The following is a 25,711-nucleotide window of genomic DNA, read 5'->3' on the forward strand; positions in this document are numbered from 1 at the left end:
TGCTATTTTTAGCGAATTAGCGAATTAGCGAATTAGCGAAGCAGAGACAGTTTTAGGGTTTCACTTTGCTTCTCTAACCAACGTTCTAGCGCTGGTGGCCATGTGATGCTTGGCTCTACGCAGAAACCGCGCAACATAGAGAAGTACACCGCTTGGTCGATAAGAGGCAGTGACGACTCACCATTTTCTAGGTTCAGAAGTAGCTCTGCATCTTTCAGAAGCGGGTTAATCTGTTCAACAAACTGGGGAGTTTGCTCAATCAGCTTATCGAAGTTGAGCTCTTCAGTCTCTTTGGCTGCGCGCCATGCTTCTTTGCTTGTTGGTGATTGGTATTCAGCAAGATCCAGTTTCCACCAACGTGGCAAACCGATGCGCTGGCTTAGCGGGAATGCGCGAGTTTGGAACACAGTGACTTGCTCTGATGGTACACGGCGTTCGTCACTTGATTTTAAATCCATGAAGTAGGCGATGATATCTAGGCTCTCAGCCATGATAGAACCGTCGTCTTTTTGTAATACAGGCACCATTTTTTTACCGATCAGATCGATAAGTGTTTGGGCGTCATCATAATCGACAGAGACAAGCTCGATGTCCAAGCCTAGAGATTGAGCAATGTAGGCTACTCTTGCACAGAAAGGGCAGTGGTCGTAAATATAAAGCTTCATAGCTTCCCTCAGTTCAGGTCATTATAAATATAAGATAATGCTAATGTACCAGAAAGTGTTGCGAATACTAAGCATCAACAGACAATAAGTACTTGGTGTAAATACTTTTTGATTGATTCTATTGTCTGTTGGATTCGGTTTTACTGCAACGAGTAAAGTAATGGGAAGCCTGTTAAGGAATCGCAGGCATAAAAAAGGCCCTGGCTGTTCACTCTAATGCAGAAGAGTGAAATCAGCCAAGGCCTCAATTTTGTTACCTTTAGCAGAGTGACTACTAAAAGAGCGGAGCGGTTAAACTATGCTTTTTTAAGGTCTTTTGCAGGGTAAGTAAGCGTCATTATTGCGCCTTCTACTGTTGTAACGTGAACGTAGCCGCCACCAGCACTTAGGCCAATTACAACCATTTCACCTAGCTCAACACCTTTTGTTGCTACAACGCGATCATCAACTGAAAACACTTTACACACCTTCAATAAATTAAATTAATACGATAGATATCGAACGCGGATTTAAACAGATGGTACCCCAATCGACTAATCCGGTTGTTTGTCGTAAAGATTAAATTTAGTTATGCATAAATCGGTATTTGTTAAAAATCAGCTGGTTAACCTAATGGTGATGTTATTTATCGGCTGGATAAACGACACCAACTTGTTGGCGCATCTCTGTAATTAACTTGGCAACGGTTAAAGCTCGCAGTTTGGCTTGAGCTTGAGTTTCTTTATCACCCTCAATACAACCTGCAAAGGTCTGTGCTTCGTAACTCATTGAGTTTTCGCTTTGCGCTTGAGTGAGGTTTTCAATGCTGCCATCACGGTAGTGGATCTTAACGTCGGTGCATTCTGCGATGTGATCGATGATGATCGCTCCCTGTTCACCTTGGATCTCGCTTGGTGCGTAAGAGTCGCTGACTTTAGAGTGAGCTAGGGTTACGTCAAATTCAGGGTATTGGAAGATCGCACAGCCATGCGCATCCACACCGGATTCAAGCAGCTTTGCAGAAGCTTGAGCATTTTCCGGCTCACCAAATAGAGCAACCGTCGCAGCTACGCAGTAGAAACCAATATCGACCAATGAACCGTTCGAGAAAGCCGGATTGAAAGTGTTCGGGTTCTCACCGTTCAGGTATTTCTGGTAACGCGATGAATACTGACAGTAGTTGATGTGCGCTTTGTGTACCTTGCCGATCTTTTCTAGGCCGAGTTGGACTTGCTTAAAGTTTGGTAGGAATTGAGATTTATACGCCTCAAACAACACCACGCCGTTTTTCTCAGCGACTTCGAACATGCGTGTTGCTTCATCAATGTTTGATGCAACCGGCTTTTCACAGATAACGTGCTTACCGTGCTCCATCATGAAGATGGACTGTTCGCAGTGCAGTGAGTTTGGTGAAGCGATGTACACCGCTTCGACCGTGCTGTCATTGGCTAATGCATCGAGTGAATCGTAGGTGGCTTCGACGCCAAATTCTTGAGCGAATTGCGCGGCGCTCTCTAGGTTTCGTGAATAAACCGCAGCCAACTGCATCGATTGTGATTCATGTGCAGCTTGAACGAATTTTTGTGTAATCCAATTGGTTCCAATTACAGCGAACTTAATCATAGAGGTATCCAGTCGTTAGTGTATTGATTCTGCAGAGATAGTAGCACTCAAAGGCGGGCAATGTGCCTGAGATTTACGGAACAATTTCCCCAAACTTAGTGCCTAATATTAATAACCCGCCTTCACAGAGCGTCTGAGTCGACCAGTGTAACGGTGCACAACTAAGCCATTTTTGCTAAGGTGTTATTGAATTCAAACAAGGTGATGATATGCAAATCCGGACAGCCAAGGTAACTGACATTAACGCGATCTTAGCGCTCTCTGATCAGATAAACCGTCAACATCATCTTGGTGCGCCTATGGTATTTGCGCCACCTTCTCAAAGCTTTGCAGACAGTGAAGAGTATTGGCTAGGCTTGATGATTGACCCGACTGGCGCGTTCTTTGTGGCGGTGGATGAGAAGCAAGTGGTTGGCTTTTTAGCGGGTAAGGTAACGCAGAACAAAGGCGTCAGTTTTATCCAGTCACACAAGGTGGCAAGGGTAAACACCATTGTGGTGAGCGATCAGGTTCAGAGCCAAGGGGCAGGACGCGCATTAATGAAGTCGTTCAACCAATGGGCGCAGGCAAGAGGGGCGATAGAACTTAGATTAGAGGTGATGGAGTTTAACCAACAAGCTCAAAGTTTCTACGAGTCGCTAGGAATGGAAACTCAATCTCGAACCATGTCCATGAGTTTTGAGGAGATCTAAAGGTGCGTCGTTTTTTGCCTTTAACACTGTGCATGCTTTTATCGAGTTCGCTGATTTATTCAGTGACAGCCTCTGCTACCGACACCCCGCAGTATGTTCCGTCACCGGAAGCCAAAAAGGTTGTGGTTGAGAAAATAGTTTCTGACGCGACTGCTATTGAAACCATCGTGTTTGAGTCTGCACCTTCTCATTCTCAGCGTGTATCAACCTCTTCTTCCTCTTCAGCAGGTTCAAAATCCCAGCATGTGATTATTGTCGATGATGTGCTTAACAATGATTCAGACAAACAGGTTGCTCAGCTTTCTCAGGGCTCATCTAAACGCCCACCTCAAAGTTCATCTCGACAGTTTTATAATGTTCCGGACGATGTCCCAGAGATAGACCCATTGCTGCAAGTGGTTACCTTGGTCAAAGTGGATAAATCGAAACGTAGAATGTATCTGATGAAAGGAGATGAGGTGATTCAGGAGTTTCGTATTGCATTAGGTAAGCAACCGAAAGGACATAAACGGTTCGAAGGGGACAACCGAACGCCTGAAGGGGAATACCAACTCGACTATGTAATGGAAGAGTCGGATTTCTATCGCTCAGTGCATATCAACTACCCGCAACCTTCGGATAGGCAGTGGGCAGAAAACAATGATGTCGACCCTGGTGGGAACATCAAAATCCACGGTATCAAGAATGGTGAGCGTCGATCACCGAGCTTCATTCAAAGCTTTGATTGGACGGATGGCTGTATTGCACTAACCAATCAAGACATGGATGAGTTTATTCAACTCGTAAAAATGGGCACCCCTATCCATATTGAATGGTAGACATTGGCACCCATTTCCAGAACTCTTTTTATAGAGTGATTTCAAATCTTCTCAAGCTCGTTACAGTAAAACTCGCCCTGCACTGAAAATAGCAATCACGATAAGCAGTGCAATAGTAACGGGCTTGAACTTCTCTCCACCAAATCTCTCGAACAGTTTAGAGCCGACATAGCCGCCAAACATGCTGCTTGGCAAGAGCACAAGAGTCAGCCAAACCACATCTCGATCGACTAACCCAACGATGGATGCTGAAACAAACGCACTTGAATCCGCCAACACGAAGAAGGCAATCAGGCCAGCTCTGGCAATGTGCGGAGCGACTGGGCTTGCTAAGGCATGCGTGCCAACCGGAGGCCCAGACATCGACGCCGCACCATTCATGATCCCTGCAAGGCTACCTAGAATATAAGGGGCAAATCTTGGTTCGCTTTTGTACTGAAAACCTTTGTAGATCATTAATGCAGACGCAAAGATGAAGGCACTGATGATCAAGATGATCGTGTCTTGGCTAACCGATTTAAGCAGAAGTAAGCCGACTGGTGTGAAGGCAAAACAAGGGACAAATACCTTTGAAACCCAGCGCCAGTTAACGTGCTTTCGAACCTTAGGCAGCAATTGAACATTGCCGAGTAGGTCGATCAACATGAAAACAGGAACCAGTTCGATAACAGGCACGAACAACGCACTTAATGGCAATGCCACTAAGGTGAAACCGAAACCTGAGAAGCCACGAACAATAGCGGCGAAAATGAAGATTGCACCCAAAATTGGGAAAGTTGGACTAAAAATGAGATCCATAAATTAAGTAACCAATGAAGCTGTCTGAATAGAGCGAGCTAATGAAACCAAGTGAGTAGCGGAATGTACTCCTACTCACTTGTGTTTGCTACCTAATTTTGAGGTTTCTAGAGGTTAATTTTAAAGTCTCTCAGGGTTACTTTTATAGTATTTACAAGGTCAATTTATCGAGCTGAATTTATTTGGAAAATCAGTAAATACCGCATCCACATTTGAGAGAAATTCGAAGCGAGACGGATCGTTTACGGTGTAGCACCATGTTTGAATGTTCGCTTCGCTGAGCGTATCAAGATCGCTCTGAATCACGTGTTCGTAATTCATGTGGCAGCTGAACGCTTTTACTTCATTAATCAGCAGTAAATCGTCTTGCGTCAGTTGCTCTGTGATCACACCGACACGGTACCTTGGGAGGTGACGAGCCATTTCAGCAACCACTTGATGGCTGAAGCTTGAAAGCAGCACTCTGTCGGTATCGAGGTTTGAACGAATCAGTTCTGAATGCAGCAGATCCACCACGTGAGGCGCTTGGTGTCGGCTATCGACTTTGATCTCCAAGTTAACGCTGAGATCGTATTGCTCAACAAGCGCGAGTAACTCTTCCAGCGTCAGTATTTTCTCTCCAGCGAATTGCTCAGACTTCCAACTACCAAAATCGAGCTGACGCAATTCGGCAAGGGTATGTTCATCAACACGCCCTTTGCCATCGCTGCAGCGCTCAAGAGTATGGTCATGACAAACCACCAGTTGATCATCCTGAGTTGGCTGAATATCTACTTCAATCCATTTCAAACCGAGTTTAGCGGCTTGTTCAATGCTTGCTTTGGTATTTTCTGGGTGAGTACCTGCTACACCCCGATGACCTACGATGATAGACGACATAATTAATCCTTCTTAAAGACGCACCGTAAAAACGCATTAAATATCAGTGTACTCCATTAAGCTAGAGCCGTCGTTAAGCTTGTTGTCTCTTCGTGTAACTCTTGTGAGGTGAAGTTATTTGGTTGAATACGCTTCCCGCGGCCATCAAAAATATGTAGGTTGGATTTATCGATGCTTAATCCGAGTGGCACCGCTTGGCATAGTGTTGTTTCTGGCGTAACGGCAATAAAAGGTTGATCGTTTACACGTCCGTGAACCAGTTGATTTGGCCCCAGCGGCTCAACCACGCTGATACGCAGTTCAAGAGGTAAGGTGTTCATCATTAAATCGGAACAAACCTCAGAGTGCTCAGGGCGAATACCAAGCGTTATTTCTGTGTTCTTAACGTGCGCGTACTCTGGCAAGTACATCTGTTGATCGCCGATTTCAAGATAGCCGTCGTCGAGTGTGGCAGGTAAGAAGTTCATTGCAGGGCTGCCAATGAAGCTCGCGACAAAGGTGCTAGCGGGCTGGTGGTAGACCTCTCTTGGTGTGCCGACTTGTTCAATCTGACCTTTATTGAGAACCACAATTCTATCTGCTAGCGTCATGGCTTCTACTTGGTCATGAGTCACGTAAACACTGGTCACGCCGAGTTCACGTTGCAGCTTTTTGATTTCTAATCGCATATGAGCTCGCAGTGAGGCATCGAGGTTAGACAGAGGTTCATCAAATAGGAACAGTTGCGGGTCGCGTACGATCGCTCGACCCATTGCCACACGTTGGCGCTGTCCACCAGAGAGTTTGGCTGGTTTGCGATCTAGGTACTCTTCGATTTTAAGTGTCTTGGCGACCTTTTCAATCTTCTCTTCAATCACATGTTGGCTGACACCTCGGTTCTTTAAACCGTAAGCCAAGTTTTTATACACCGTCATGTGAGGGTAGAGCGCGTAATTCTGAAAGACCATGGCGATGTCGCGCTGTGCTGGTTTTTCGTTATCAACCCGACGACCACCCAAATGAATCTCGCCGCCAGAGATGCTTTCCAAGCCTGCGATAGAGCGCAGAATCGAAGACTTACCGCAGCCTGAAGGACCAACCAATACAAGGAACTCGCCCTTATCGATATCAAGTGAGACATCTTTCACTGCTCGATGGCCGTTTTCATACGTTTTCACCAAGTTCTTGATACCCAGCATAGCGGGCGGCTTGGCCTTGAGTTTATGCCCTCTACCAGCATTCTTGTGAGCTAACGAGTGATTGCGAATAGGCATAGAAGTGTCCTCTGTCTTTTGGGGATAAGTCTGGTGAGACGTCTTATACTCATCGAGTGACTGGATTCGGTTATCATTCATTTGAGTTGTATCGTTATTATTTTTCACTTTCTACGAGCCCTTTTACAAACCAACGCTGAAATACAACCACCACTAAAACGGGTGGCAACATCGCTAAAATCACCATGGCGAACACATAGTCGTAGCGCGGTAAACTGGTTTCATTAATGTTATTAAGCACTTGTTTGATGCCCATCACGATGGTGTTGTAGCCCTCATCTGTCGTCATCATGATTGGCCACAGGTATTGGTTCCAACCCACCACAAACATGATGATGAAGATCGCGGCGATCATGGTTTTAGACAGCGGCAGCAAGATATCGACAAAGAATCGAAACGGGCCTGCGTTATCTAGTTGAGCGGCTTCGAGCAGTTCATCGGGAATGGTTTTGAAGAACTGTCTAAAGAAGAATGTTGCGGTGGCAGAGGCGATCAAAGGCAGAATCAAACCGGTATAGCTATTGAGCAGCCCAAGCCCTGCAACCACTTCATAAGACGGGATAATACGAACCTCTAGTGGAAGCAGCAGAGTGACGAAAATCAACCAGAACCAAGCCGTTGCGTAAGGCAGTCTGAAGTAGACCAAAGCAAACGCAGCCATCATCGAAATGATGATCTTACCGATCGCAAAGCCGAGTCCCATGATCATCGAGTTGGCGATCATTTTGCTGGCGGTGACTTCACCACTAAAGCCCATGCTCTTGTTCCAAGCTTCGCTATAGATAGCCACGAAGTTATCGCCCGGTAACCACTGCAAGCCTTCGCTGACAATGGTGTTTGGGTTATGGGTCGAACTGGCGAAGATCAGCCAGATTGGGACCAACATAAACAGCATCCCAGCAATTAAAATTAGATGGTCAGAGACCTTATTACTTTTCATGAATAACTCCTGTCGCGTTAAAACCTAGCCGTGATGGGCTAGTAATGAACACGCTTTTCAACAACACGAAACTGGATAAACGTGAGCGTCAGTACCAACAGCAACAACACAACCGATTGTGCCGAACTGCCACCCAAATCTGCGCCAACAAAACCATCGCGATACACCTTGTACACTAGCGAGGTTGTGCCTCCGCCCGGGCCGCCATTGGTCATGGTGTCTATCACGCCAAAGGTTTCAAAGAACGAGTAGGTGAGGTTGATGACCAACAGGAAAAATCCCGTTGGTGCGAGTAGCGGGAAGGTAATGGTCCAGAAGCGTTTTGAATCGCTGACACAATCCAACATCGCCGCTTCTTTTACCGCGTACGAGATTGATTGAAGACCAGCCAGAAAGTAGATGAAATTCACCGAGACTTGCTTCCACACCGACACCAATATCAGAGCGAACGTGGCATCCACAGGATCGGTTTGGAAACTGAAATCCCAACCCACCACCGCAAATATCTCCGTGAACACGCCAATGTGCGGGTTAAACAGGAAAGCACCGATAACACCTGCGATCGCGGGAGCCACGGCATATACCCAAGTGAGAGTGACTTTGTAAGTCCCTTGGCCATGAATGATGTTGTCGGCTTTTACGGCGAGCAGCAGCGCCAACGCTAGCGATAAGAAAGACACCACGATCGCGAACATTAGAGTGAAGCCAATCGAGCTTAGGTACTCACTCGATTCGAATAACATTTGATAGTTCTCAAACCACACGAAAAGCGAAGATGTGCCCCAAGGGTCTTCCAGCATAAAGGAGAGATACACCGCCTTTGCCGCCGGATAGATAAAGAAAACCGCGATGATGAGTATCTGAGGCGCCAAAAATAAGTAAGGCAGTGGAGAGTGAAAAAATTGCTGACGTCGTTCCACAGGGTAGTCCCCAAATGAGTGGCTTGAACCACTGTTAGTTACCGTAACCACTCGCGCTATAACAAGACATGCTTCCAGTTGAGTTGTAGTTTTTGGAGCAAGAAATGGCGTGAGTGAAGAATCTCCTCACGACTCGTCATCCCTCTATTGATTCAAAGTGACGGACAAGTAGTGAGGAGCAATGAACTGCTTTGTTTCGCTAAGTTTTAAGCGGTTGAACCGCTCTATTTCATTAATAGATCCAGTCCATAAACAGAGCTAGCCCATAAACAGAGCTAGCCCATAAAGCGATTTAGTTCATGGTGCGAGCGAAGCGTTTTAGTAGCTTGCTGCTTTCATCTTCTACTTTGTCTAGGCTGTTCTCGACGCTAGAACGATCAGCGAAGATGTTGTCGAACTCACGATGCATCACTTCACGAATCTGAGGGTAGTAACCTAAGCGATAACCCTTAGTCCATTCGCCTGATTGTAGGCTCAATTGTTTAACGCCCACTTCTGCGTCTGGTTGTTCTTTGTAGTAGCCAGACTCTTTCGCTAGGTCATAAGCTGCTGTCGTTACCGGAACGTAGCCCGTGGTTTTGTGCCAGTAGACTTGAGTTTCAGGCTTGGTCAGGTAATCAAAGAACGCCGCGACACCTTTGTCTTGTTGTTGGTCGTGGCCATTCAGCGCAAACAATGCTGCGCCACCAATGAAGGTTAAGCCTGCATCTGGGTTAACTGATTTCCAATAAGGAAGGTAGGTAGTACCCAGTTCGAAAGGTACTCGGTTACGTAAGCCACCGAATGAACCAGACGAACCCATCCACATTGCCACTTCTTGGCGTTCGAAAGGTGTTTGGTTTGCATCCCAGTCGCTGCCGTAATACTTGTAGTAACCTAAATCTGACCACTCTTTCATTTTGCTGACGTGCATCATCATGTCTTTGGTGTTGAACATCAGTTTGGTCGATAAGCCGTCGTAGCCGTTGTTTTGGTCAGCTACCGGCAGGTTATGACGAGACTTAAAGTTCTCGAACATGATCCACGGTGTCAGAGATTGAGAAAAGGCAATGTGACCTTCTGCTTTTAGCTTCTTAGCAACCACTTCGAGTTCTTCGTAAGTTTTAGGCGCCTCTGCTCTCACTTCTGCAAGAAGGTCTTTGTTGTAGTAAAGAACAGGCGTCGAGCTGTTGAAAGGCATGCCGACCATCTTGCCTTGGTTGTCGGCATAGAAGTTACGAACACCCGCTAGGTAATCATTTGAATCAAAGCTGTAGCCCGACTCAACCAGAATATCCTGTACTGGTTTCGCGACACCTTTGGCGTTCATGATGGTGGCTGCACCCGCATCGAAGACTTGCAAAATGTTTGGTGCTTCGCCTGCTCGGTAGGCCGCGATACCCGCTGTTAAGGTCTCTGTGTATGACCCTTTGTAGATTGGCGTGATCTCGTAATCATCTTGTGACGTGTTAAAGTCAGTCGCAATTTTGTTGACGGTTTCTCCAAGTTGGCCGCCCATTGCGTGCCACCAAGTGACTTGAGTCGTTGCGAACGCTGGCATTGCTGCTGTTGCAGAAAGAACGCCTGCCAAAATTAGCTTATTCATCTTCTTTTCCTTTTGGATGAAATCTATGTAGGGGTATTGAGTCAGAGTGTTAACGAGACGGTAGGGGTGTCGTTTTAAGCTATCTTGCACAGGACGTATTTCACTTACGTGGCTAAACCGTTTCACTGCTATGAAAGATTCATTTCGATTTTATTTAAGGGGAAGGTTATTGATGGTTTTGATATTTAATGCGTGCGGTTTTTAAGAGGTTTGTTGTTCAATATTTGTTCAATAAAAAAACCTCTCGAATGAGAGGCTTTGAATGAGCTAGAGCTTGTAACAATCTGCTTTGTTTTAGTGTGCGATATCGAGTTGGTTGTCTTTCACGCCGTTAATACGGAACCAACCAGCAATACTGAATCGCTCTGTGTTTGTCGGCAGTACCTCGTGTGGGAACTGTTCAGACAAGAACACAAATAAGCGGCCTGACTTTGGTGGAATGGTCGCGATGTGATTGTCTTTCAGGTCGTAAACCACAAGCTCACCTGCGTCTTCCTCAGACCATTCGTCATTCATGTAGAACACAGTGGTCAGGCGGCGGTTCTCATTGCCTTTAAAGCAGTCTAAGTGCTTCTGGTAGAAGTCACCTTTTTCGTATTTCGCGAAGTGCGCTTCGTATTCAAACAAACCTAAAAAGAACGCTTGGTTTGCTTCTAAACGAATTTGTTCCATTTTGTCTAGGAACAGAGATGCTGGTTCGCCCATGTCACGGCGTACCCACTGAATTTTGTCACTACGAATCGTCGCTTCTCGCGCTACGTCATCGTTACGGCCAATCCTAGCCTTTTTCCAGTTCTCTGGAATGCAATCCCTCAATGCCACCACTTCTTCTTGAGTTAAGAAGTCATCCCAAACGAAATAACCTTGGGTAGAAAGAGCATCGATTAATTGGTTCATGTATAGCACTCAGACAATAAATTAGAGGCGCATATATAGTCCTAATAACTCAGGTCAACAAATCACATGTTTTGTCGTCACGATAAATGGTCTTGGCAGCTTGAATCGCAAGGCCTATAGAGCAAGGTTTACGGCAATGAGGGCATTCGATAATGCTGAAAAATATCGGATGAAATAGATGAGCATCTTTGGAATGTGTTCCCATTGTTCTGAGTTGAGTTGAGTTGAGTTGAGTTGAGTTGAGCTGAGAAACGTTGTGGATACCAATAGAAATCTTGATTCGAGTTCTCTATCCGGTTTCAGGTTGTTGTTTTAACAAAATGATCACAATTGAAATTGGATTTGCTATGGTATAGGTCTGACCAGTTGGTTTATCACAAGGAGTAGGTTTGCAGCTGCATACCATTAAAGGTTACATCCAAGACATCTACTTGGTGGAGTACCCAGACAAATTACTGTTGCTTGATGGCGCATGTCGAGCTGACATTCCGCATTTGAAAGCTTTCATCGAAATAGAACTTATGCGTGATTTTGCTGATCTCCATACGGTTGTGGTTACACACATGCATCCCGATCACGCAGGGGCAGCCCACAAACTCAGAAAGCTCACGAATTGTAATTTGGTTGCAGCAAATCGAGATAAGGATTGGTACCACGGCATCGATGGCATATTGATGCATTTGACCGATCTAGCATTGGCACGATGGATGGCGAATCGATTGGGCAGGCCCAAAGCAAACCTATGGTATTCAAGAAAGTTGAAGCCGGACTACAAGCTGTCAGATGGTGATAGCATTCCGGGTTTTGATGATTGGTTGGTTCTGGAAACGCCAGGCCATACCGATAGAGATCTTTCTGTCTATTGCCCATCACACAGTGTCGCCTATGTGGCGGACTTAATGGTCGAGGTCAAAAAGAAGCTGATTCCGCCTTTTCCAATTTTTCATCCTAACAAGTATCGAGAGTCGGTATCTCGTATTTATGACATGCAGCTCGACACCTTGCTGGTGGCGCATGGGGGACAAGTGAATTTGAGTGAGCAAGCGTTTGAACATCTGCTGATGAGTGCGCCAAGAAGGCCAGTGACACATTGGCGAGTGACTAAAATCAAACTCAAAGGTTTGGTTAAATCTGTTTGGCGGTTTGGGTTTAAAGAGAAAAAAAATCGCCATAAATAAAAAAGGCCAGTCTCAAAGACTGGCCTCTATTATTATGCGTTGTTGACTCACTATTTGAGCTGTGGAGCAGTTCAATTAGTGAGAAATTAGAAATTCGCCCGCTGGGTCAACAATCACTTTGTCACTCATGCCTTGACGACCAAGCAACATCATATAAGTCATATCCTGACGGTTGCTTAGTGTGATATCGATAGGCCATTCCTGACCCCCAATTTTTAGCATGGTTTCAATCACACAACGGTGTTCAACTTCGCCGTTCGATGATTTGATTCTTTTACTCGTTTTCAGCTTCGCCTTGCAGCGCACAGTCTCTTCTAGGTGGTAAACGTCTGGGTGAAGATCGAACTCAACGAAGTTTTCACCGTCTGTTTTTACACATAGTAGATTGTCTACGTGCAGAGAAGAGGTTTGAGCCCCTGTATCAACACGCGTATGTAGTCCAGTTATCCCTAACTCTGGTAAGCAAAGTGCTTCTGTATTCCCTATGATCATTTTATTGTTCATATTTTTTCCAATCATGAGTAAACGGCGTTTAATCAGCCTTTGCCACGAGTACGGTTAGCGTTTGGTTTTGCATTTTTTTCAATGAACTCGAAAATCATGTCTGCCACATCTTTGCCTGTTGATTTCTCGATACCTTCTAGGCCTGGAGAAGAGTTCACTTCCATTACAACAGGGCCATTCTTAGATTGTAGAATATCGACACCACATAGGTTTAAACCCATGATTTTAGCTGCATTGATCGCTGTAGCGCGCTCTTCTTTGGTTAGTTTAACCAATTGAGCTGTACCGCCACGGTGCAGGTTAGAGCGGAATTCACCCTCACCAGCTTGGCGTTTCATTGCTGCAATAACCTTGTTACCCACAACAAAACAACGGATGTCTGCGCCATTAGCTTCTTCAATGAACTCTTGAACCAAGATGTTCGCTTTTAGGCCCATGAATGCTTCGATAACGCTTTCAGCTGCTTTGTTTGTTTCTGCTAGAACCACGCCGATACCTTGAGTACCTTCAAGAAGCTTGATAACCAGTGGCGCACCACCTACGTTTTTGATCAAGTCTTGAATTTTGTCTGGGCGGCTAGCGAAACCTGTTTTTGGTAAGCCAATACCTTTACGAGACAATAATTGTAGTGAGCGCAGTTTGTCACGAGAACGACTGATTGCTACTGACTCATTGATACAAAAAGTGCCCATCATTTCGAATTGACGAACAACCGCAGTGCCGTAAAAGGTAATGGAAGCGCCAATACGTGGAATAACAGCATCGTATTGAGGTAGCTCTTCACCCATGTAGCGAATCTTCGGATTGTTACTCGCGATATCTATATCACAGTGCAGCGTGTCGATAACATCGACCTGGTGACCACGAGCTTCTCCTGCCGCTTTTAAGCGAGAAGTAGAGTATAGATTTTCGTTGCGAGAAAGAATTGCGATACGCATGGCGTTTCCTTAGTTAATACCTGATTGGTAACTGCAAATAAATTAGTTGTTAGCTGAGCTTTCAGTTTTTCTGAGGCTCCTTGCTTGCTTCGGGGCGAACCTTAAGGCTTTTCGTTTAACTAGGAAAACGAATTAAATTTGTCGAGTCGACAACAGAAATTTATCGTATGTGTGAGTGATTGGTACGGCAGGGTTTAGAGGGCGTTTTGAATGGAAAAGCGAGTTGAGACCTAACTCATATTGGGGGTAGGAGCCTATTAGGTTGTACTCAACTCGCGTTAACTCGGTGCTTAAAAGTGTACTAATAACGCCAGTTACATAGCTCTATAAGTGTTCGTAGTGCTTCTCTTTCGAGCTTGCTACAGGTGCTTTTAAGCTTATTAAGATAGTATTTTCTCATGATGATTACTTCTCTTGTATTAGGCTTTGGTGGGAACTCAAAGTTCCTTGTTGACCCATTAATTATGGTCAATTAATAGGAAGTAATAAACAGATGGGTTTTTACTAAGTTGTTCCTGTTTTTGTCTTTTATCGCTACTTTTGGGCTGATGTGTTTTATAATGGACTTAATCAGGAAGGGTTGTTTCTAAAAAGGTTCATTATTTGTCTGATCTAAACATGATGCGTTACTACACAAGGCTAGATTCGTTTGAGCCTAATCTCTCACATTCAGTTACCTTAACTGAGGTGGCAGACAAGCTGTTCACCAGCTTGCGCCATGCACGAACTTTGTTAGGCAAGATGCATCAAGCTGAATGGTTGGTGTGGGAGCCAAAAGTCGGCAGGAATCAACGTTCTAATCTGACTTTACGTTTTAGCAATCAAGAATTGAATCAACATGTTGCCAGTAAATTGATAGAGCAGGGCAAATACGAAAAAGCACTCTCAATTCTAGACAATGACCGCGCTGTATTTAGCTCTCTCCTCCAAGAAACCTCTGGCGCGACGATGCGTGAAGGGCTGCTGCACGTGCAATTAACCTATAAACGTAAGTTTGAAGATCTATTCCCGCACCATATTCACCGCAGTAGCGAACGATTTTTGATTAGACAAGTATTCAGTTGCCTCGTTACTTGTAATGGCAAGGGCAAGTTGAAGCCTGAACTGGCGCACCATTGGGAATATGATGCTGAAAAGTTAGTTTGGACTTTCTATTTGCGCCCAGGCCTAACCTTCCACGATGGTCAACCCGTCGACGCCAAGCAGTTAGTATCGTTGTTTTCCGCCTTAAAACCGCTACCTTTTTATCAGACAGAGTTAGCCCATGTTGCTTCAGTTTACAGTGAACAGCCGTTAAGAATCAGCTTCCAATTGACCAAAGCAGACACTGGCTTCGCGGGCTTATTGGCTGGCGTTAAGTATTCGATTCAACCCGCAGCGCAAATGACCCGGGAGCCGTCTCCATTAAACTCGGTGTCACATGCTGTTATTGGAACCGGTCCATTTAAAGTGGTCGAAACCAACAATGAACGAATCAAGCTCGCTGCATTTGAACACTATTATGGTTGTCGCTCTTTAACCGATGAGGTGACCATCTGGCAGTTTGAAGAGTCCATGACAGGCAGTGCTCGTTTCGATGACAGCCAAATGCAGGTGTCACCTTATGAAGACTCGTCTTGTTTTCATCAACTCGGAAAAAGTGATGCGAAGTTGGTGTCGGCTGAAACTGATGGCCTTCGTAGCCGAGTCGAGGATGGGTGTTTGTTTATTCTGTTCAATCAGAACTCAGCGACAACTCCGCTTAATAATGAGCAGCGAAAATACCTTTCAGAGCTGACCAACCCACAAGCGATTTTGTCTCAGTTGGAACATAATAAGGGATTGTTCAGTGTCTCTTTAGCTCAAAATATACTGCCAAGTTGGCAGAAATTGTATCGAACGCCTTCGAAAGACGCGCAACTGCCGAAAAAGATGAGTATTGCAGTTTACGACTATTATGCGTTGTATCGATGTGCGATTTGCGTATCCGACATACTTAAACGATATGGCGTGGAAGTTGAGGTCAACACCTACAGTTTTCGAGAGTTGGCGCAGTTATCTCAGAGTGGCGAGTTAAAGGAGGACTTGGTTCTGTGTAACCTCAACCTCGATGACAATGCCCCGTCTTCGCTGTTCTCGTGGATGATGAACGATCCTGTTTTGCATTCTGCTTTAGGAGAGGTGAACAGCGATTGGCTCAAGCAGCGCTTGGATAGTCATAAAGCATCCGTTGAACTGCCGAATTACTTGGCAGAGCTTGAACCCATCGCATCTACTCTGATCTCAGATTATTGGTTAGTGCCTATATTCCATCATTTACAGACCGTTCGTTTCCAAGGGATTCTGAAAAACGTGGCCATTACTAACTGGGGATGGCCAGATTTCAAGAATGTATGGTCTGCTGATTAGCCTTTCTTACTAATTAAGTTAACTCGTTTTCAAAGTCAGTTTCTCCAAAATCGACTTGTGCATGCTCACGTCTAGATAAACTAAAAGTTACACTCAGTGGTTTACTTTTTAGTTTTGGTATGTAAACTGATTGGTGTAGTTTATGTGTTGGTTCCATCCCAACCGATGAAGATATACCAATGAAAAAATATCTATTACCGATTTTAGGAGTACTTGCCGTGGTCGCTATCGTAAGCACAGGTTCACAATCAAACGACAATCTAGATAAGCTTCCAAAGCAGTTTGCTAACAGTGAGTTGGAATACAAATCGGGTATGTCTGATATTTTTTCAATCTTGAAAGCATACGTGACTGTCGAAAGAAACGAGCCAGTGCCGCGCGCTACATTGCCTTTGATTCCAATGACAGCTGAGCAATTGGTCGAAGAACAAGATGATGTTGCTTATCGCTTAGGTCACTCCAGTGTGATGATGAAACTGGATGGCAAGTTAGTGATGACTGACCCTGTGTTCAGTGAACGTGCATCACCCGTGCAATGGATGGGGCCAAAGCGCTTCCATCCAACACCAATCTCAGTACAAGAGCTACCCGATATCGATGTGGTAGTGATTAGTCATGATCACTACGACCATTTAGACAAAGGTGCCGTTAAGGTGCTCGCCGACAAAGTGGGTACATTCTTGGTGCCATTAAGAGTAGGCGCACTTTTGGAAAAGTGGGGCGTGGATAAAAATAAGATCATCGAATTGAATTGGTGGGAATCGGCAACGGTCTCAGACATTGAGTTCACGTTGACGCCGACACAGCATTTTTCTGGTCGTGGCTTACTTGACCGTGACCAAACACTGTGGGGTAGCTGGGTGATTGACGCTTCAGACAAGAAAGTCTTCTTTGGCGGTGACTCCGGTTACTTCAGCGGCTTTAAAGAGATTGGTGAGCGCTATGGGCCGTTTGATTTAACCATGGTTGAAACGGGCGCGTATAACTCTCTTTGGGCGGATATTCATATGTTCCCAGAGCAAAGTGTTCAAGCGCACATCGACCTGCAAGGTAAGGTGATGATGCCAATCCACAACAGTACGTTTGATCTCTCTATGCACGATTGGCAAGACCCAATGGAACAAGCTCTCGCGATAAGCAAAGAGCGAGATGTGCAAATGGTGAGCCCTGTGATGGGTGAGCGTTTGGTGATTTCAGAACCAGTACCTGTTCAAGCATGGTGGAAACTGGCATCGAATTAGAGCTTGTATCCAGATAGACATAGCTAAACCGATAAGCTGTACAAACCCAGCTTATACAAAAACGCCACCAATCGTAGGATTCGGTGGCGTTTTTGCTTTTTGAAACGAGTGGCTTGTTTGAAAGGATTTCTTCTTATTTAGAGCAACTTTCGAGATTCTTAGCCATTTTGTTCGCGATTTTTCGAAACTGTTCTAACTCATCATCGGCCATGCCTTTGGTCATTATCTGCAGCATCTCTCGATCAATATTCGAGACCTTACCCATGATCTCTTGACCCTTATCGGTCAGAACCAGTAACTGGCTACGCTTGTCTTCCGGGTTCGGAGACTTCTTCACAAGTTCCTGATTGATCAAGGCATTAATGAGCCGAGTGACTTGTGCTTTATCACGATCTAGGAAGTGTGCGATATCGATAGCGGTACATGGAGACTTCTTAGTAATGATCTTCATGACGCGAATGTTCATAGGTGCGATCTCTGAGTCTAAGCTCTCAATCTGTTCGCCCATTTGACGTTTCAAAGAGTGCACTAAACGAAAGATAGATTCTAGCGATGTGTTATCAGACATAAACGATCCTTAGAAATATAGTTGACATTATCAACCACTGTATTTATAGTTGACATTATCAACTTAATTGTTCGTAAATTCAAGACAGGAAATAGATATGACGATTCAAGCAACTCTAACGCCAACTCTTCCTGAGCAAAAAGGCACACCGGTTTTATACAAAATTTTGGTCATGATGAGCTTAATGCTAACGATTGGCGGTAGCTTAACGGCTGTGATGACTTACATGAATGTTGGGTTCGGTGAGGCATTTATCGGCAACTGGCTTTCTTCGTTAGGCCTTGCTGTCGTGATTATGATGCCAATTGGCACGGTGATGATGACTTTGGTGACTAAGTTGGTCGCTAAGGTATTACCTAATTACGGCGAGAAAGCTCGCAACCTAATCGTCGGATTGATTATGGCATTCATCATGGAGTCCATCATGGCATTTGTCACAGCGGCAAATAATATTGGATTTTCGGATACATCGGCGTTTACCAGTGGATGGTTTAATGGATTTATTGCCGCGCTTCCTGTTGGCCTTACGATCATGGTCGTGATGTCGATGACGGTTAAACCTAAGCTAGAACGATTCATGAAGAGCTAGCCAAAACATTTCACAGCATTGTAGGAGATCCACATGAAAGCATTTACAGGCAAACACAATAACTACCGCATCACTATTGAAGAAGTGAGCGTTAAAGAAGACCGCGAACTTCAAACCATGCAGTTTGAAATGGAAGACAGAGAAAATATGTTCGCGATTGTTGAGAAGATCAAACAAGACAGTGGTTTAGACGAGCAATCTGCAGCGCGACTCGGGGTGAGCATTCGCTTGCTAGGCCCATTGATGATGCAAGATAGAAAGCATCCTCTGTTCGTGAATTTCATGCCTCACTTCAGAGACTTCATGCAAAACCTTAAGAAGACGTTGAAAGGGCAGTAAAGCCTAATCATCAATCGTACATCTAGAAAGCCAGTAACCAACTTACTGGCTTTTCTTATATCTAATACCAATCGTAGTAAATAACTGGTCAGCCTAGCTGGTTAAAACGCTCGATAACTGCGTTATAATTTTTGATTGTAGAATAACTACTCATCAAAAAATGATGCCTTGTTCTCAAACCTTTTTCCGGCGCTATTTCTGAACACTTACTTACTGTGATTGGTATAAATCAAAATAGTTTCAGTTGTTTGCGTCTAGAATATGCGAAAATTGATGGCTTAATTTTCGGCGTTGCTTCGTTGTTGAATTGTCTATTCAAGCTTCAATAAATCCGATATTATACTGGTCATAAAAATAAAGGTGGTATTATATGACAAATGTATTTAAGCAAGCAGCTGAAGAATTGCTAAGTCGCCGCGTTGCGGGAACTAAAGCACCAAGATTAGACGAACAGTACCGTCCGAACAACTTGGAAGATGCCCTGAAGATCCAATCATCAATGATCGATCTCAAGAGCGATAAAGTCGGTGGTTGGAAGTGTTTACTTCCTCTGGCTGAAGACAAGTTTGTTGTTGCACCTATCTTTTCGGGTAGCGTTCAACAAGGCGAAGTTTGCGAACTGTTTGCAGACAACGACGTAGTGCGCGTTGAGCCTGAAATTGCTTTTAGGCTTACAAAGAGCCTGCCTGCAAACCAAGAAGGTTACAGCGAAGAGCAAATCAATGAAGCGATTGGTTCTTGCCATATGGCTCTTGAGTTGATGCAATCTCGCTTTGCTGATGACAGCGGTGCCGAGTTCTATGAAAGACTTGCTGACGGCCTAGTAAACCAAGGCTTGTTCATAGGCCCTGAGATTGATCGCGAAAAAGCGTTCACTTCTGCTGAGATCAGTATTGAAGTAACTCAAGGCGAGCAAGTTCAAACATTCGACGGTAAGCATCCGAATACACTGCCACCAAGCCCAATTTACTGGTTGATTAACTACATGACGCGTCGTGGTGTGGATTTCCAAGCGGGTGAAGCAATTATCACAGGCTCTTACTGCGGTATCGTGGAGATGGGCTTCGATAAGCCAACGACCTTCCATTACGAAGGCATTGGTGAATATCAAGTGACGTTCCAACAAAAAAACTAAGCAAGAAAAAAGCTAAATGAGCAGCAGCACTAAGCAGGCAAAAGCTAGCTTCTGTGTAAACGCTATTTGTTCTCGAAAAGCTATCGGTTCTCGAAAAGCTTTCTGTTCTCAAAAGGCTATTTACTGGTGAGTAAATAGCCTTTTCTATTATGTGATGTTCAATAGTGTGCCTATCACTTTGCATTAAATTGGGCGTTTAGACGTCTAGACGTTGACAAGCTCTAAGTGTGACATTAGTCTGCTCACCTTCCTGTTCTATTGCGTTGATGTTCCATGTCTAATTCAAAAAATTCTAATGCGGTAATTGCCCCTTCGGCAGTTGCGCTTATCCCTCTGATCGTATTCCTAGCGCTGTTTATTGGCGTAGGTACGTACTTGTCACTGCAAGGCGTCGATTTTGCGTTCTATCAGCTTCCAGCTCCGATTGCGGCTTTGCCTGCTGTTATGTTGGCGTTGCTGCTAAGCAAAGATAAATTGAACCGTGCTATCGAACAATTCTTAGGTGGAGTGGGTCACAAAGACATTATCGCAATGTGTATGATCTACCTATTGGCGGGTGCTTTTGCCGCTGTAGCTAAAGCCTCTGGTGGCGTCGACGCTACTGTAAACCTTGGCCTATCTGCTATTCCAACTAGCATGATTCTGCCGGGTATCTTCCTTATTTCTGCATTCATCGCGACAGCAATGGGCACTTCGATGGGCACCATCGCCGCGGTAGCACCTGTTGCATTGGGCATTGCAGATTCAGCAGGTATGAGCATTCCACTGACAGCAGGTGTTGTTTTGAGTGGTGCGATGTTTGGTGACAACCTGTCTATCATCTCTGATACCACCATTGCCGCGACCCGCTCGCAAGGCTGTGAGATGAGAGATAAATTTAAAGAGAACATCCGCATTGCACTTCCAGCTGCATTGATCGCGATTGTTATCTTTGCTTTCAATAGCACAGCAACTCAAGTTCCTGAAACAGGCCCAATTGAGTGGCTGAAAGTACTACCGTACATCACCATCCTGATTCTTGCGGTATCTGGCATGAACGTATTCGTTGTGCTGACCATTGGTATCTTGCTGGCAGGTGGTGTGAGCCTAGGTTCTGTTGAGAACTACGGCTTGACGGATTACGCTCAAGATATCTATGCAGGCTTCGGCAATATGCAGGAAATCTTCCTACTATCGATGCTGATTGGTGGTTTGAGTGAGCTGATGCGTCGCCAAGGCGGACTGGCTTTCTTGACAAACTTAGTGAGCGGTTTAATTCGTGCATTTGGTTCTTCACACTCTAAGCAAGCGAATGGTCGTGCGAGTGAGCTAGGTATTGCTGGCTTGGTGTCTATGGTGAACCTATGTACTGCAAACAACACGGTAGCGATTATTGTTTCTGGTAGTGTGGCTCGCCAATTAGCTGAAGAAAATAACGTTTCTCCACGTCGCTCTGCAAGCTTACTGGATATCTTCTCTTGTGTGATTCAAGGCGTATTACCTTACGGTGCACAGGTATTGCTATTAGGTTCGGTATTTAACTTATCGCCTTTGGATATCGTGGCTAATTCTTACTACTGTTTCGCTCTTGCAATCGTGGCTGTGGTTGCTGTGTTTATCAAACACCCAGCACGTCAAACTGCAACAGCATAACGAGACCTCGTTTCTATAAGAAGGCGCCTTAATCGGCGCCTTTTTTGTGTCTGTTATTACTATACAGTCTACAAAGGGTCACTGAAAAACTTACCCGGAGTGACCCCGAAGTTGAGTTTAAAGAGCTGATTGAACGCACTGAAACTGGAAAACCCGCAGCTTAAAGCAACGGTCGTAACGGGGTTATTATTTGCCAACAATTTCAAAGCGCTAAACAACCTAGCTTGTTGTCGATAATCGATAAATGACATTCCTAAATCACTTCTAAACATACGACTCAGTGTTCGACTGCTGACGTTGGCTCGCTCTGCCCATTCCTTTAATGATTGGTTATTCGCCGGATCTTCTAAGATCGCTTCGCAGATCGGAACTAACCGTTTATCGGAGGGGGTTGGAATATTCACTGAGGCTTGCGGTGCGACTTTCAGTTGATCCAATACCACTTGTATCAAGTTTCGATAAGGCTGACTGAAGAGAGCTTGATCTGCCTGTTCGGCATACTCAGCAAGGTGATTGATGATCTCCCTCAGCATGGCCGATATGTTGAGCACACAACTTTCACTGGGTAAGTCGAGATCTATGTTTTGATGCAGGTAGAGGTTCTTCATCTCTGCATCGCCATACATGTAAACCTTGTGTTTTTGGTAAGCGGGAACCCAAACCGCGCGTTGCGGTGGAATCAACCACAAGTCATTTTCTGTCTCTACCGCCATGACACCACAGCGTGCACATACTAATTGATGATAACGGTGGAAGTGCCAATCAATAACAAACCCATTTGGATACGACTTGGGAACCACGACAGCAGGTCGCTGATCAATGTCCAAGGTAATCGCGGTTGACGTTGAACCGATGGCTTTGGGTGTTTGGCTCATTTTAGTAAAAGATTGTCTTATTGTGGGCTATGAGACAAATCATAGCCAGTTAAACTTCTGATGTCACCGACTAATAAGGTTCTATCATGAAGCGCTTACTCAATTCGTTATCTCTCAATCTTGGCCACGGCCTCAATCATTATGTTTTGCTTATTTTCCCAAGTGCCGTGCTGACGTTGCATTTAGAGTGGGGGATGGGCTATGCCGAGCTATTGAGCGTTGGCAGTGCAGCAATGATTGTTTATGGCGTGATGTCTTTACCTGTAGGTTGGCTTGCCGACTATTGGAGCCGCACAGGATTAATGAAGGTGTTCTTCTTTGGGACAGGTTCAGCAGCTATTGCGACTGGGTTTGCCCAAGACGCTTTTCAAATTAGTATTGGCCTATGTGTTATCGGTTTGTTTGCCTCTATCTACCATCCCGTTGGCACTGCACTTGTTTTTGGCTCTTCTGAAAAAACGGGTCGAGCGATCGCGGTTAATGGCTTGTATGGCAACCTGGGGTTAGCGTTAGCAGCGGTAGTGACGACGTATTTGTCACAGACTTTCTCTTGGAGAGTCTCATTCATGATTCCGGGTGTGGTCTGCATTTTTGCTGGCGTTGTGTACTGTTATGTTTGCGACGTTAAACCCTGTCAGCACAAGGTTGAGCAGAATGACAACATGCAGCCGATTTCTACCAATAAGGTCGCTCGCTTAATCGCTTGTATAGGGCTGATAGCCTTTGTTGGTGGTCTTGTTTTTCAAACCACGACGACATCTTTACCTAAGGTTTTGCACACTCAACTGACTTCATCAATTGGTTTCTCAGGGGCTTTGACAACGTTCATTTTTGTGTGTGCAGCTTTTATCCAGTTGTCGATCGGCGAACTGATTGAGCGCATGTCAGTCAAAAAGCTATTGGTGTTGATTACTGTCTGCCAGTTGGCGTTTTTGTTATTAACGACTGTAGTGCAGGGGTGGTGGCTTATTCCGGTATTTATGGGGCTGATGTTGAGTACCTATGCGCAAATTCCAGTGAATGACTGGTTGGTTGGGCATTACTCAGCACCAGCGTGGCGTTCTCGAATCTATGCTCTCAAATACACCTTGAGTTTTAGTAGCGCGCCAATAGCCTATTGGCTTATTTCTTCGGTCTATTCAGCAACCGCAGGATTTGCGGCGATGTTTTTGATATTAGCGGTTGGGATGCTCACCGCGGTGTCTGCTGCCTTGTTGATTCCGGATTTAAGTACGCAAGAATACAAAACTGAAGAAGAGCAAGCTATCGAAAGCCTATAGCCCAAATGATTCAAGTTTTAGCTTAAAAGAAAACCGCCCATGTGGGCGGTTTCGTGTGTTGTATTGAGGTTACTTGAACACCTTAATTCAGCTTTGTCGTCACATACTCTTTATTTCTGACCATCAGCCACATCAAGCCACCTAGTGTGCCAACGGATAATTGGATAAAGCCGAGGTTTTCAATCAACGAGTCTGGACGGATTGAAACTAAGACCATGCCTAGTGAGCCACAGATCATGCTAAAGAACTGAATCAGTGCAACTGCAGAGCCTGTGTCGTGGTCTTGTTGGTTCAGCATCAAGTTAGTGCCGGGTACTCGCATAATGATGGCCATTAAAGTGGCTGGGGCTGCGATGAAAGCAAAGAACCAAGGTGACAGGTCACCGATGGTTAGGGTGAAGACTCCCGCAAGCGCCAACAAAGTAAAACATCCTGAGATGACTCTTTGAACCGGCATTCGGTAGGACAACTTCATGTAAATTGTAGGACCAAATGAGGCGCATAATGCATTGAATGCGAACGCGTAACTAAACTGTTGTTCGGTCAACCCAAAGTGATTGATGTAAATATAAGACCCTGCCGCAAGAAAGCCCATCAATGCCATCGGAATGATAGAGAAAATGACCAGTAGTTTGACGAACGAGCGGTTTTTCATGACCACGCCCATTCTTCCCCATGAACGGAATATAGAACCTTGGTATTTGCTTTCGAGCGTCTCTCGATAGCAGAAAGCTAATGCTGAGGCGAACGCACCAAAAATAGCGAGAGTGACAAACATCATTCTCCAAGATGCGATTTTCAGCAAGAAAGCACCAAATACAGGCGCGACCATAGGCGCGATGATCACCAATGACATGATAGTCGCCATGATCTTTTCGCGTTCTCGGCCGTCATAAAGGTCTTTCACGATGGCGGATGCGATAACAGTGATAGCACTGCCAGCAAAGGCTTGGAATACACGAGCACCAATCAATTGCTCGATGCTGTTGGTCATTGCGCATATCACGCTCGCGACCATATAGCTTGCTAAGCCAATCAATAGGATAGGCTTGCGGCCAAATTTTTCGCTAAGCGGTCCCCAGAACAATAGGCCAACCGCATAGGTCACGAAGTAGCTGCTCAGGGTTAGGTTGACCATCGATTGGTCGGTATTGAACACCTCAACCATTTGTGGAAGGGCTGGCAAATACAAGTCGATGGTCAATGGAGGAAACGCACTGATGATGACGAGGAAAAATAGCATACCGGTCTTACCCAGTACTGGTTGTGGTTTCTTCAAGGTCTCTCCTCGTTATCCCAAGAAAAGATTTCTAATGGATGTGATGTTGTGTTTCAGAAGGCATAGGCATGTCAGACATGTAGAATGGATTCGCTAAAGAAGGTGGCGAAAGTTTTTTGGATATTGTCTGATCGCTTAATTGTATTACAAAATATTATCACTCTTATAGCTAATGAGTTCAACCAGTTAGTGAATCGTTTAGATTGTAATGTTAAGCGATAGATTGTGTTCGCTGTGAATCAGTGTTTTATCTTTTTCTTGGGCGCTTTTCTACCAAGCCATTGCGTTCTAAGCCGCGTCTTACGCTACTGCATAGTTTACCAAAACGGCGTAATTCTTCGAAATTAGGGCCTTGGCCGATTGAAATACTGTGTTCCCAATACATTAACTCACTGTCGACCATCTCTAGTAGTTTCTTAGAGCAACCCGAGCAGTTTCCTTTTGGCCCACAGATAAACGTCTCTGACTCGTAAAGTGGGAGTTCGTTTTTTACTTCTTCGATGAGATTCAACATCGCCGAGTTTAAGTCTGGCTTCTTATTCGTGAGTGGTTCCAAGCTTAGTGCTTGAGGCGCCATCATAGAAGGAGGTTGTGTATTGGATTGTAAATTCAAAGCAGCTGATGACATATCAAAGGCCTCAAGGAGAGAAGGAGGTGGGCATGCTACTCTTCACAACAAAGTGAATCTTGATGTAGTGCAATAAGCGTGGAGATAT

The 25,711-nt window shown here is 45.0% G+C and carries 26 protein-coding genes; 10 read left to right on the forward strand and 16 right to left on the reverse strand.

The genetic code is table 11. The features are described 5' to 3' along the window. Nucleotides 1-32 precede the first annotated feature (32 nt). The 3 genes from grxB to ITG09_23990 form a co-directional block, all read right to left on the reverse strand. Entirely contained in the window at nucleotides 33-665 is a 633-nt protein-coding gene (gene grxB / locus ITG09_23980; protein UPR54407.1) for a glutaredoxin 2, read from the reverse strand. 296 nt (nucleotides 666-961) lie between these two features. Continuing rightward, nucleotides 962-1,123 carry a hypothetical protein gene (locus tag ITG09_23985; GenBank protein ID UPR54408.1) on the reverse strand — a complete coding sequence of 54 codons (162 nt, stop codon included), beginning with the start codon at nucleotides 1,121-1,123 and terminating at the stop codon, nucleotides 962-964. 163 nt (nucleotides 1,124-1,286) lie between these two features. Next, a complete protein-coding gene (locus tag ITG09_23990) occupies nucleotides 1,287-2,267 on the reverse strand; it encodes a Gfo/Idh/MocA family oxidoreductase (GenBank protein ID UPR54409.1) in 981 nt (326 codons plus the stop codon). 209 nt (nucleotides 2,268-2,476) lie between these two features. Here ITG09_23990 and ITG09_23995 point away from each other — a divergent pair, with 209 nt between their 5' ends. Both ITG09_23995 and ITG09_24000 read left to right on the forward strand, forming a co-directional pair. Then, on the forward strand, nucleotides 2,477-2,959 hold the full coding sequence (locus ITG09_23995; protein ID UPR54410.1) for a GNAT family N-acetyltransferase: 483 nt from the start codon (nucleotides 2,477-2,479) through the stop codon (nucleotides 2,957-2,959). A gap of 2 nt (nucleotides 2,960-2,961) precedes the next feature. Then, nucleotides 2,962-3,777, forward strand: a complete 816-nt coding sequence (locus ITG09_24000; GenBank protein UPR54411.1) for a L,D-transpeptidase family protein — start codon at nucleotides 2,962-2,964, stop codon at nucleotides 3,775-3,777. A 60-nt stretch (nucleotides 3,778-3,837) separates the two neighbouring features. Here the strand turns inward: ITG09_24000 and ITG09_24005 are convergent, their stop codons facing one another. From ITG09_24005 to ITG09_24035, 7 genes are all read right to left on the reverse strand, one after another. After that, nucleotides 3,838-4,575, reverse strand: coding sequence for a sulfite exporter TauE/SafE family protein (locus tag ITG09_24005; GenBank protein UPR54412.1), 738 nt, complete (start codon nucleotides 4,573-4,575; stop codon nucleotides 3,838-3,840). Nucleotides 4,576-4,734: 159 nt separating this feature from the next. Further along, nucleotides 4,735-5,454, reverse strand: coding sequence for a glycerophosphoryl diester phosphodiesterase (locus ITG09_24010; GenBank protein ID UPR54413.1), 720 nt, complete (start codon nucleotides 5,452-5,454; stop codon nucleotides 4,735-4,737). A gap of 56 nt (nucleotides 5,455-5,510) precedes the next feature. Next, nucleotides 5,511-6,815 carry a sn-glycerol-3-phosphate import ATP-binding protein UgpC gene (locus ITG09_24015; GenBank protein UPR54414.1) on the reverse strand — a complete coding sequence of 435 codons (1,305 nt, stop codon included), beginning with the start codon at nucleotides 6,813-6,815 and terminating at the stop codon, nucleotides 5,511-5,513. Continuing rightward, the gene (gene ugpE / locus ITG09_24020) at nucleotides 6,805-7,647 is read right to left on the reverse strand and encodes a sn-glycerol-3-phosphate ABC transporter permease UgpE (protein ID UPR54415.1); all 843 of its coding nucleotides are present in this window, start codon (nucleotides 7,645-7,647) and stop codon (nucleotides 6,805-6,807) included. Before ugpE ends, ITG09_24015 begins: the two co-directional genes overlap by 11 nt. 38 nt (nucleotides 7,648-7,685) lie before the next feature. Beyond that, nucleotides 7,686-8,567, reverse strand: coding sequence for an ABC transporter permease subunit (locus ITG09_24025; protein UPR54416.1), 882 nt, complete (start codon nucleotides 8,565-8,567; stop codon nucleotides 7,686-7,688). 292 nt (nucleotides 8,568-8,859) lie between these two features. Further along, nucleotides 8,860-10,152, reverse strand: coding sequence for an extracellular solute-binding protein (locus tag ITG09_24030; GenBank protein UPR54417.1), 1,293 nt, complete (start codon nucleotides 10,150-10,152; stop codon nucleotides 8,860-8,862). A gap of 294 nt (nucleotides 10,153-10,446) precedes the next feature. Continuing rightward, the gene (locus ITG09_24035; GenBank protein UPR54418.1) at nucleotides 10,447-11,049 is read right to left on the reverse strand and encodes a 2OG-Fe(II) oxygenase; all 603 of its coding nucleotides are present in this window, start codon (nucleotides 11,047-11,049) and stop codon (nucleotides 10,447-10,449) included. A 389-nt stretch (nucleotides 11,050-11,438) separates the two neighbouring features. Between ITG09_24035 and ITG09_24040 the strand changes: the two genes are divergently transcribed. After that, nucleotides 11,439-12,227 carry an MBL fold metallo-hydrolase gene (locus ITG09_24040; protein ID UPR54419.1) on the forward strand — a complete coding sequence of 263 codons (789 nt, stop codon included), beginning with the start codon at nucleotides 11,439-11,441 and terminating at the stop codon, nucleotides 12,225-12,227. A gap of 75 nt (nucleotides 12,228-12,302) precedes the next feature. Here ITG09_24040 and ITG09_24045 read toward each other — a convergent pair whose 3' ends face one another. Together ITG09_24045 and rimK are read right to left on the reverse strand one after the other, a co-directional pair. After that, entirely contained in the window at nucleotides 12,303-12,731 is a 429-nt protein-coding gene (locus tag ITG09_24045) for an ATP-dependent zinc protease (GenBank protein ID UPR54420.1), read from the reverse strand. A gap of 32 nt (nucleotides 12,732-12,763) precedes the next feature. Further along, entirely contained in the window at nucleotides 12,764-13,669 is a 906-nt protein-coding gene (gene rimK, locus ITG09_24050; protein ID UPR54421.1) for a 30S ribosomal protein S6--L-glutamate ligase, read from the reverse strand. Between the two features lie 603 nt (nucleotides 13,670-14,272). Between rimK and ITG09_24055 the strand changes: the two genes are divergently transcribed. Together ITG09_24055 and ITG09_24060 are read left to right on the forward strand one after the other, a co-directional pair. Next, the gene (locus tag ITG09_24055; GenBank protein ID UPR54422.1) at nucleotides 14,273-16,057 is read left to right on the forward strand and encodes an SgrR family transcriptional regulator; all 1,785 of its coding nucleotides are present in this window, start codon (nucleotides 14,273-14,275) and stop codon (nucleotides 16,055-16,057) included. 179 nt (nucleotides 16,058-16,236) lie between these two features. After that, entirely contained in the window at nucleotides 16,237-17,298 is a 1,062-nt protein-coding gene (locus ITG09_24060) for an MBL fold metallo-hydrolase (protein ID UPR54423.1), read from the forward strand. 133 nt (nucleotides 17,299-17,431) lie between these two features. On the opposite strand, the gene ITG09_24065 is transcribed toward ITG09_24060, so the two are convergent. After that, nucleotides 17,432-17,866: a winged helix-turn-helix transcriptional regulator gene (locus ITG09_24065; GenBank protein ID UPR54424.1), complete on the reverse strand. Its 435-nt coding sequence runs from the start codon at nucleotides 17,864-17,866 to the stop codon at nucleotides 17,432-17,434. A gap of 97 nt (nucleotides 17,867-17,963) precedes the next feature. Between ITG09_24065 and ITG09_24070 the strand changes: the two genes are divergently transcribed. The 4 genes from ITG09_24070 to ITG09_24085 all read left to right on the forward strand — a co-directional run bounded on the left by ITG09_24070 (nucleotide 17,964) and on the right by ITG09_24085 (nucleotide 21,561). Further along, nucleotides 17,964-18,455, forward strand: coding sequence for a DUF2798 domain-containing protein (locus tag ITG09_24070; GenBank protein UPR54425.1), 492 nt, complete (start codon nucleotides 17,964-17,966; stop codon nucleotides 18,453-18,455). A gap of 33 nt (nucleotides 18,456-18,488) precedes the next feature. Further along, nucleotides 18,489-18,794, forward strand: a complete 306-nt coding sequence (locus tag ITG09_24075) for a DUF3861 domain-containing protein (GenBank protein ID UPR54426.1) — start codon at nucleotides 18,489-18,491, stop codon at nucleotides 18,792-18,794. 370 nt (nucleotides 18,795-19,164) lie between these two features. Further along, nucleotides 19,165-19,929 carry a hydratase gene (locus ITG09_24080; GenBank protein ID UPR54427.1) on the forward strand — a complete coding sequence of 255 codons (765 nt, stop codon included), beginning with the start codon at nucleotides 19,165-19,167 and terminating at the stop codon, nucleotides 19,927-19,929. Nucleotides 19,930-20,202: 273 nt separating this feature from the next. Further along, nucleotides 20,203-21,561, forward strand: a complete 1,359-nt coding sequence (locus ITG09_24085) for a Na+/H+ antiporter NhaC family protein (GenBank protein UPR54428.1) — start codon at nucleotides 20,203-20,205, stop codon at nucleotides 21,559-21,561. Nucleotides 21,562-21,629: 68 nt separating this feature from the next. Here the strand turns inward: ITG09_24085 and ITG09_24090 are convergent, their stop codons facing one another. Beyond that, the gene (locus ITG09_24090; GenBank protein ID UPR54429.1) at nucleotides 21,630-22,436 is read right to left on the reverse strand and encodes a helix-turn-helix transcriptional regulator; all 807 of its coding nucleotides are present in this window, start codon (nucleotides 22,434-22,436) and stop codon (nucleotides 21,630-21,632) included. 86 nt (nucleotides 22,437-22,522) lie between these two features. On the opposite strand from ITG09_24090, the gene ITG09_24095 reads away from it, so the two are divergent. After that, nucleotides 22,523-23,716, forward strand: a complete 1,194-nt coding sequence (locus ITG09_24095) for an MFS transporter (protein UPR54430.1) — start codon at nucleotides 22,523-22,525, stop codon at nucleotides 23,714-23,716. An 82-nt stretch (nucleotides 23,717-23,798) separates the two neighbouring features. On the opposite strand, the gene ITG09_24100 is transcribed toward ITG09_24095, so the two are convergent. Together ITG09_24100 and ITG09_24105 are read right to left on the reverse strand one after the other, a co-directional pair. Then, nucleotides 23,799-24,959, reverse strand: coding sequence for a multidrug effflux MFS transporter (locus tag ITG09_24100; GenBank protein UPR55252.1), 1,161 nt, complete (start codon nucleotides 24,957-24,959; stop codon nucleotides 23,799-23,801). 283 nt (nucleotides 24,960-25,242) lie between these two features. Further along, a complete protein-coding gene (locus tag ITG09_24105) occupies nucleotides 25,243-25,623 on the reverse strand; it encodes a hypothetical protein (GenBank protein ID UPR54431.1) in 381 nt (126 codons plus the stop codon). Between the last annotated feature and the right edge of the window lie 88 nt (nucleotides 25,624-25,711).

It is taken from the genome of Vibrio cyclitrophicus, assembly GCA_023206055.1.
Lineage (GTDB): Bacteria > Pseudomonadota > Gammaproteobacteria > Enterobacterales > Vibrionaceae > Vibrio > Vibrio cyclitrophicus_A.

Excerpts from the sequence above, each read along its gene's own strand:
- grxB (UPR54407.1), bottom strand. The coding sequence starts at position 665 with ATGAAGCTTTATATTTACGACCACTGCCCTTTCTGTGCAAGAGTAGCC.
- ITG09_23990 (UPR54409.1), bottom strand. The coding sequence starts at position 2,267 with ATGATTAAGTTCGCTGTAATTGGAACCAATTGGATTACACAAAAATTC.
- ITG09_23995 (UPR54410.1), top strand. The coding sequence starts at position 2,477 with ATGCAAATCCGGACAGCCAAGGTAACTGACATTAACGCGATCTTAGCG.
- ITG09_24005 (UPR54412.1), bottom strand. The coding sequence starts at position 4,575 with ATGGATCTCATTTTTAGTCCAACTTTCCCAATTTTGGGTGCAATCTTC.
- ITG09_24010 (UPR54413.1), bottom strand. The coding sequence starts at position 5,454 with ATGTCGTCTATCATCGTAGGTCATCGGGGTGTAGCAGGTACTCACCCA.
- ugpE (UPR54415.1), bottom strand. The coding sequence starts at position 7,647 with ATGAAAAGTAATAAGGTCTCTGACCATCTAATTTTAATTGCTGGGATG.
- ITG09_24030 (UPR54417.1), bottom strand. The coding sequence starts at position 10,152 with ATGAATAAGCTAATTTTGGCAGGCGTTCTTTCTGCAACAGCAGCAATG.
- ITG09_24035 (UPR54418.1), bottom strand. The coding sequence starts at position 11,049 with ATGAACCAATTAATCGATGCTCTTTCTACCCAAGGTTATTTCGTTTGG.
- ITG09_24045 (UPR54420.1), bottom strand. The coding sequence starts at position 12,731 with ATGAACAATAAAATGATCATAGGGAATACAGAAGCACTTTGCTTACCA.
- rimK (UPR54421.1), bottom strand. The coding sequence starts at position 13,669 with ATGCGTATCGCAATTCTTTCTCGCAACGAAAATCTATACTCTACTTCT.
- ITG09_24060 (UPR54423.1), top strand. The coding sequence starts at position 16,237 with ATGAAAAAATATCTATTACCGATTTTAGGAGTACTTGCCGTGGTCGCT.
- ITG09_24065 (UPR54424.1), bottom strand. The coding sequence starts at position 17,866 with ATGTCTGATAACACATCGCTAGAATCTATCTTTCGTTTAGTGCACTCT.
- ITG09_24070 (UPR54425.1), top strand. The coding sequence starts at position 17,964 with ATGACGATTCAAGCAACTCTAACGCCAACTCTTCCTGAGCAAAAAGGC.
- ITG09_24075 (UPR54426.1), top strand. The coding sequence starts at position 18,489 with ATGAAAGCATTTACAGGCAAACACAATAACTACCGCATCACTATTGAA.
- ITG09_24080 (UPR54427.1), top strand. The coding sequence starts at position 19,165 with ATGACAAATGTATTTAAGCAAGCAGCTGAAGAATTGCTAAGTCGCCGC.
- ITG09_24085 (UPR54428.1), top strand. The coding sequence starts at position 20,203 with ATGTCTAATTCAAAAAATTCTAATGCGGTAATTGCCCCTTCGGCAGTT.
- ITG09_24090 (UPR54429.1), bottom strand. The coding sequence starts at position 22,436 with ATGAGCCAAACACCCAAAGCCATCGGTTCAACGTCAACCGCGATTACC.
- ITG09_24095 (UPR54430.1), top strand. The coding sequence starts at position 22,523 with ATGAAGCGCTTACTCAATTCGTTATCTCTCAATCTTGGCCACGGCCTC.
- ITG09_24100 (UPR55252.1), bottom strand. The coding sequence starts at position 24,959 with ATGCTATTTTTCCTCGTCATCATCAGTGCGTTTCCTCCATTGACCATC.
- ITG09_24105 (UPR54431.1), bottom strand. The coding sequence starts at position 25,623 with ATGTCATCAGCTGCTTTGAATTTACAATCCAATACACAACCTCCTTCT.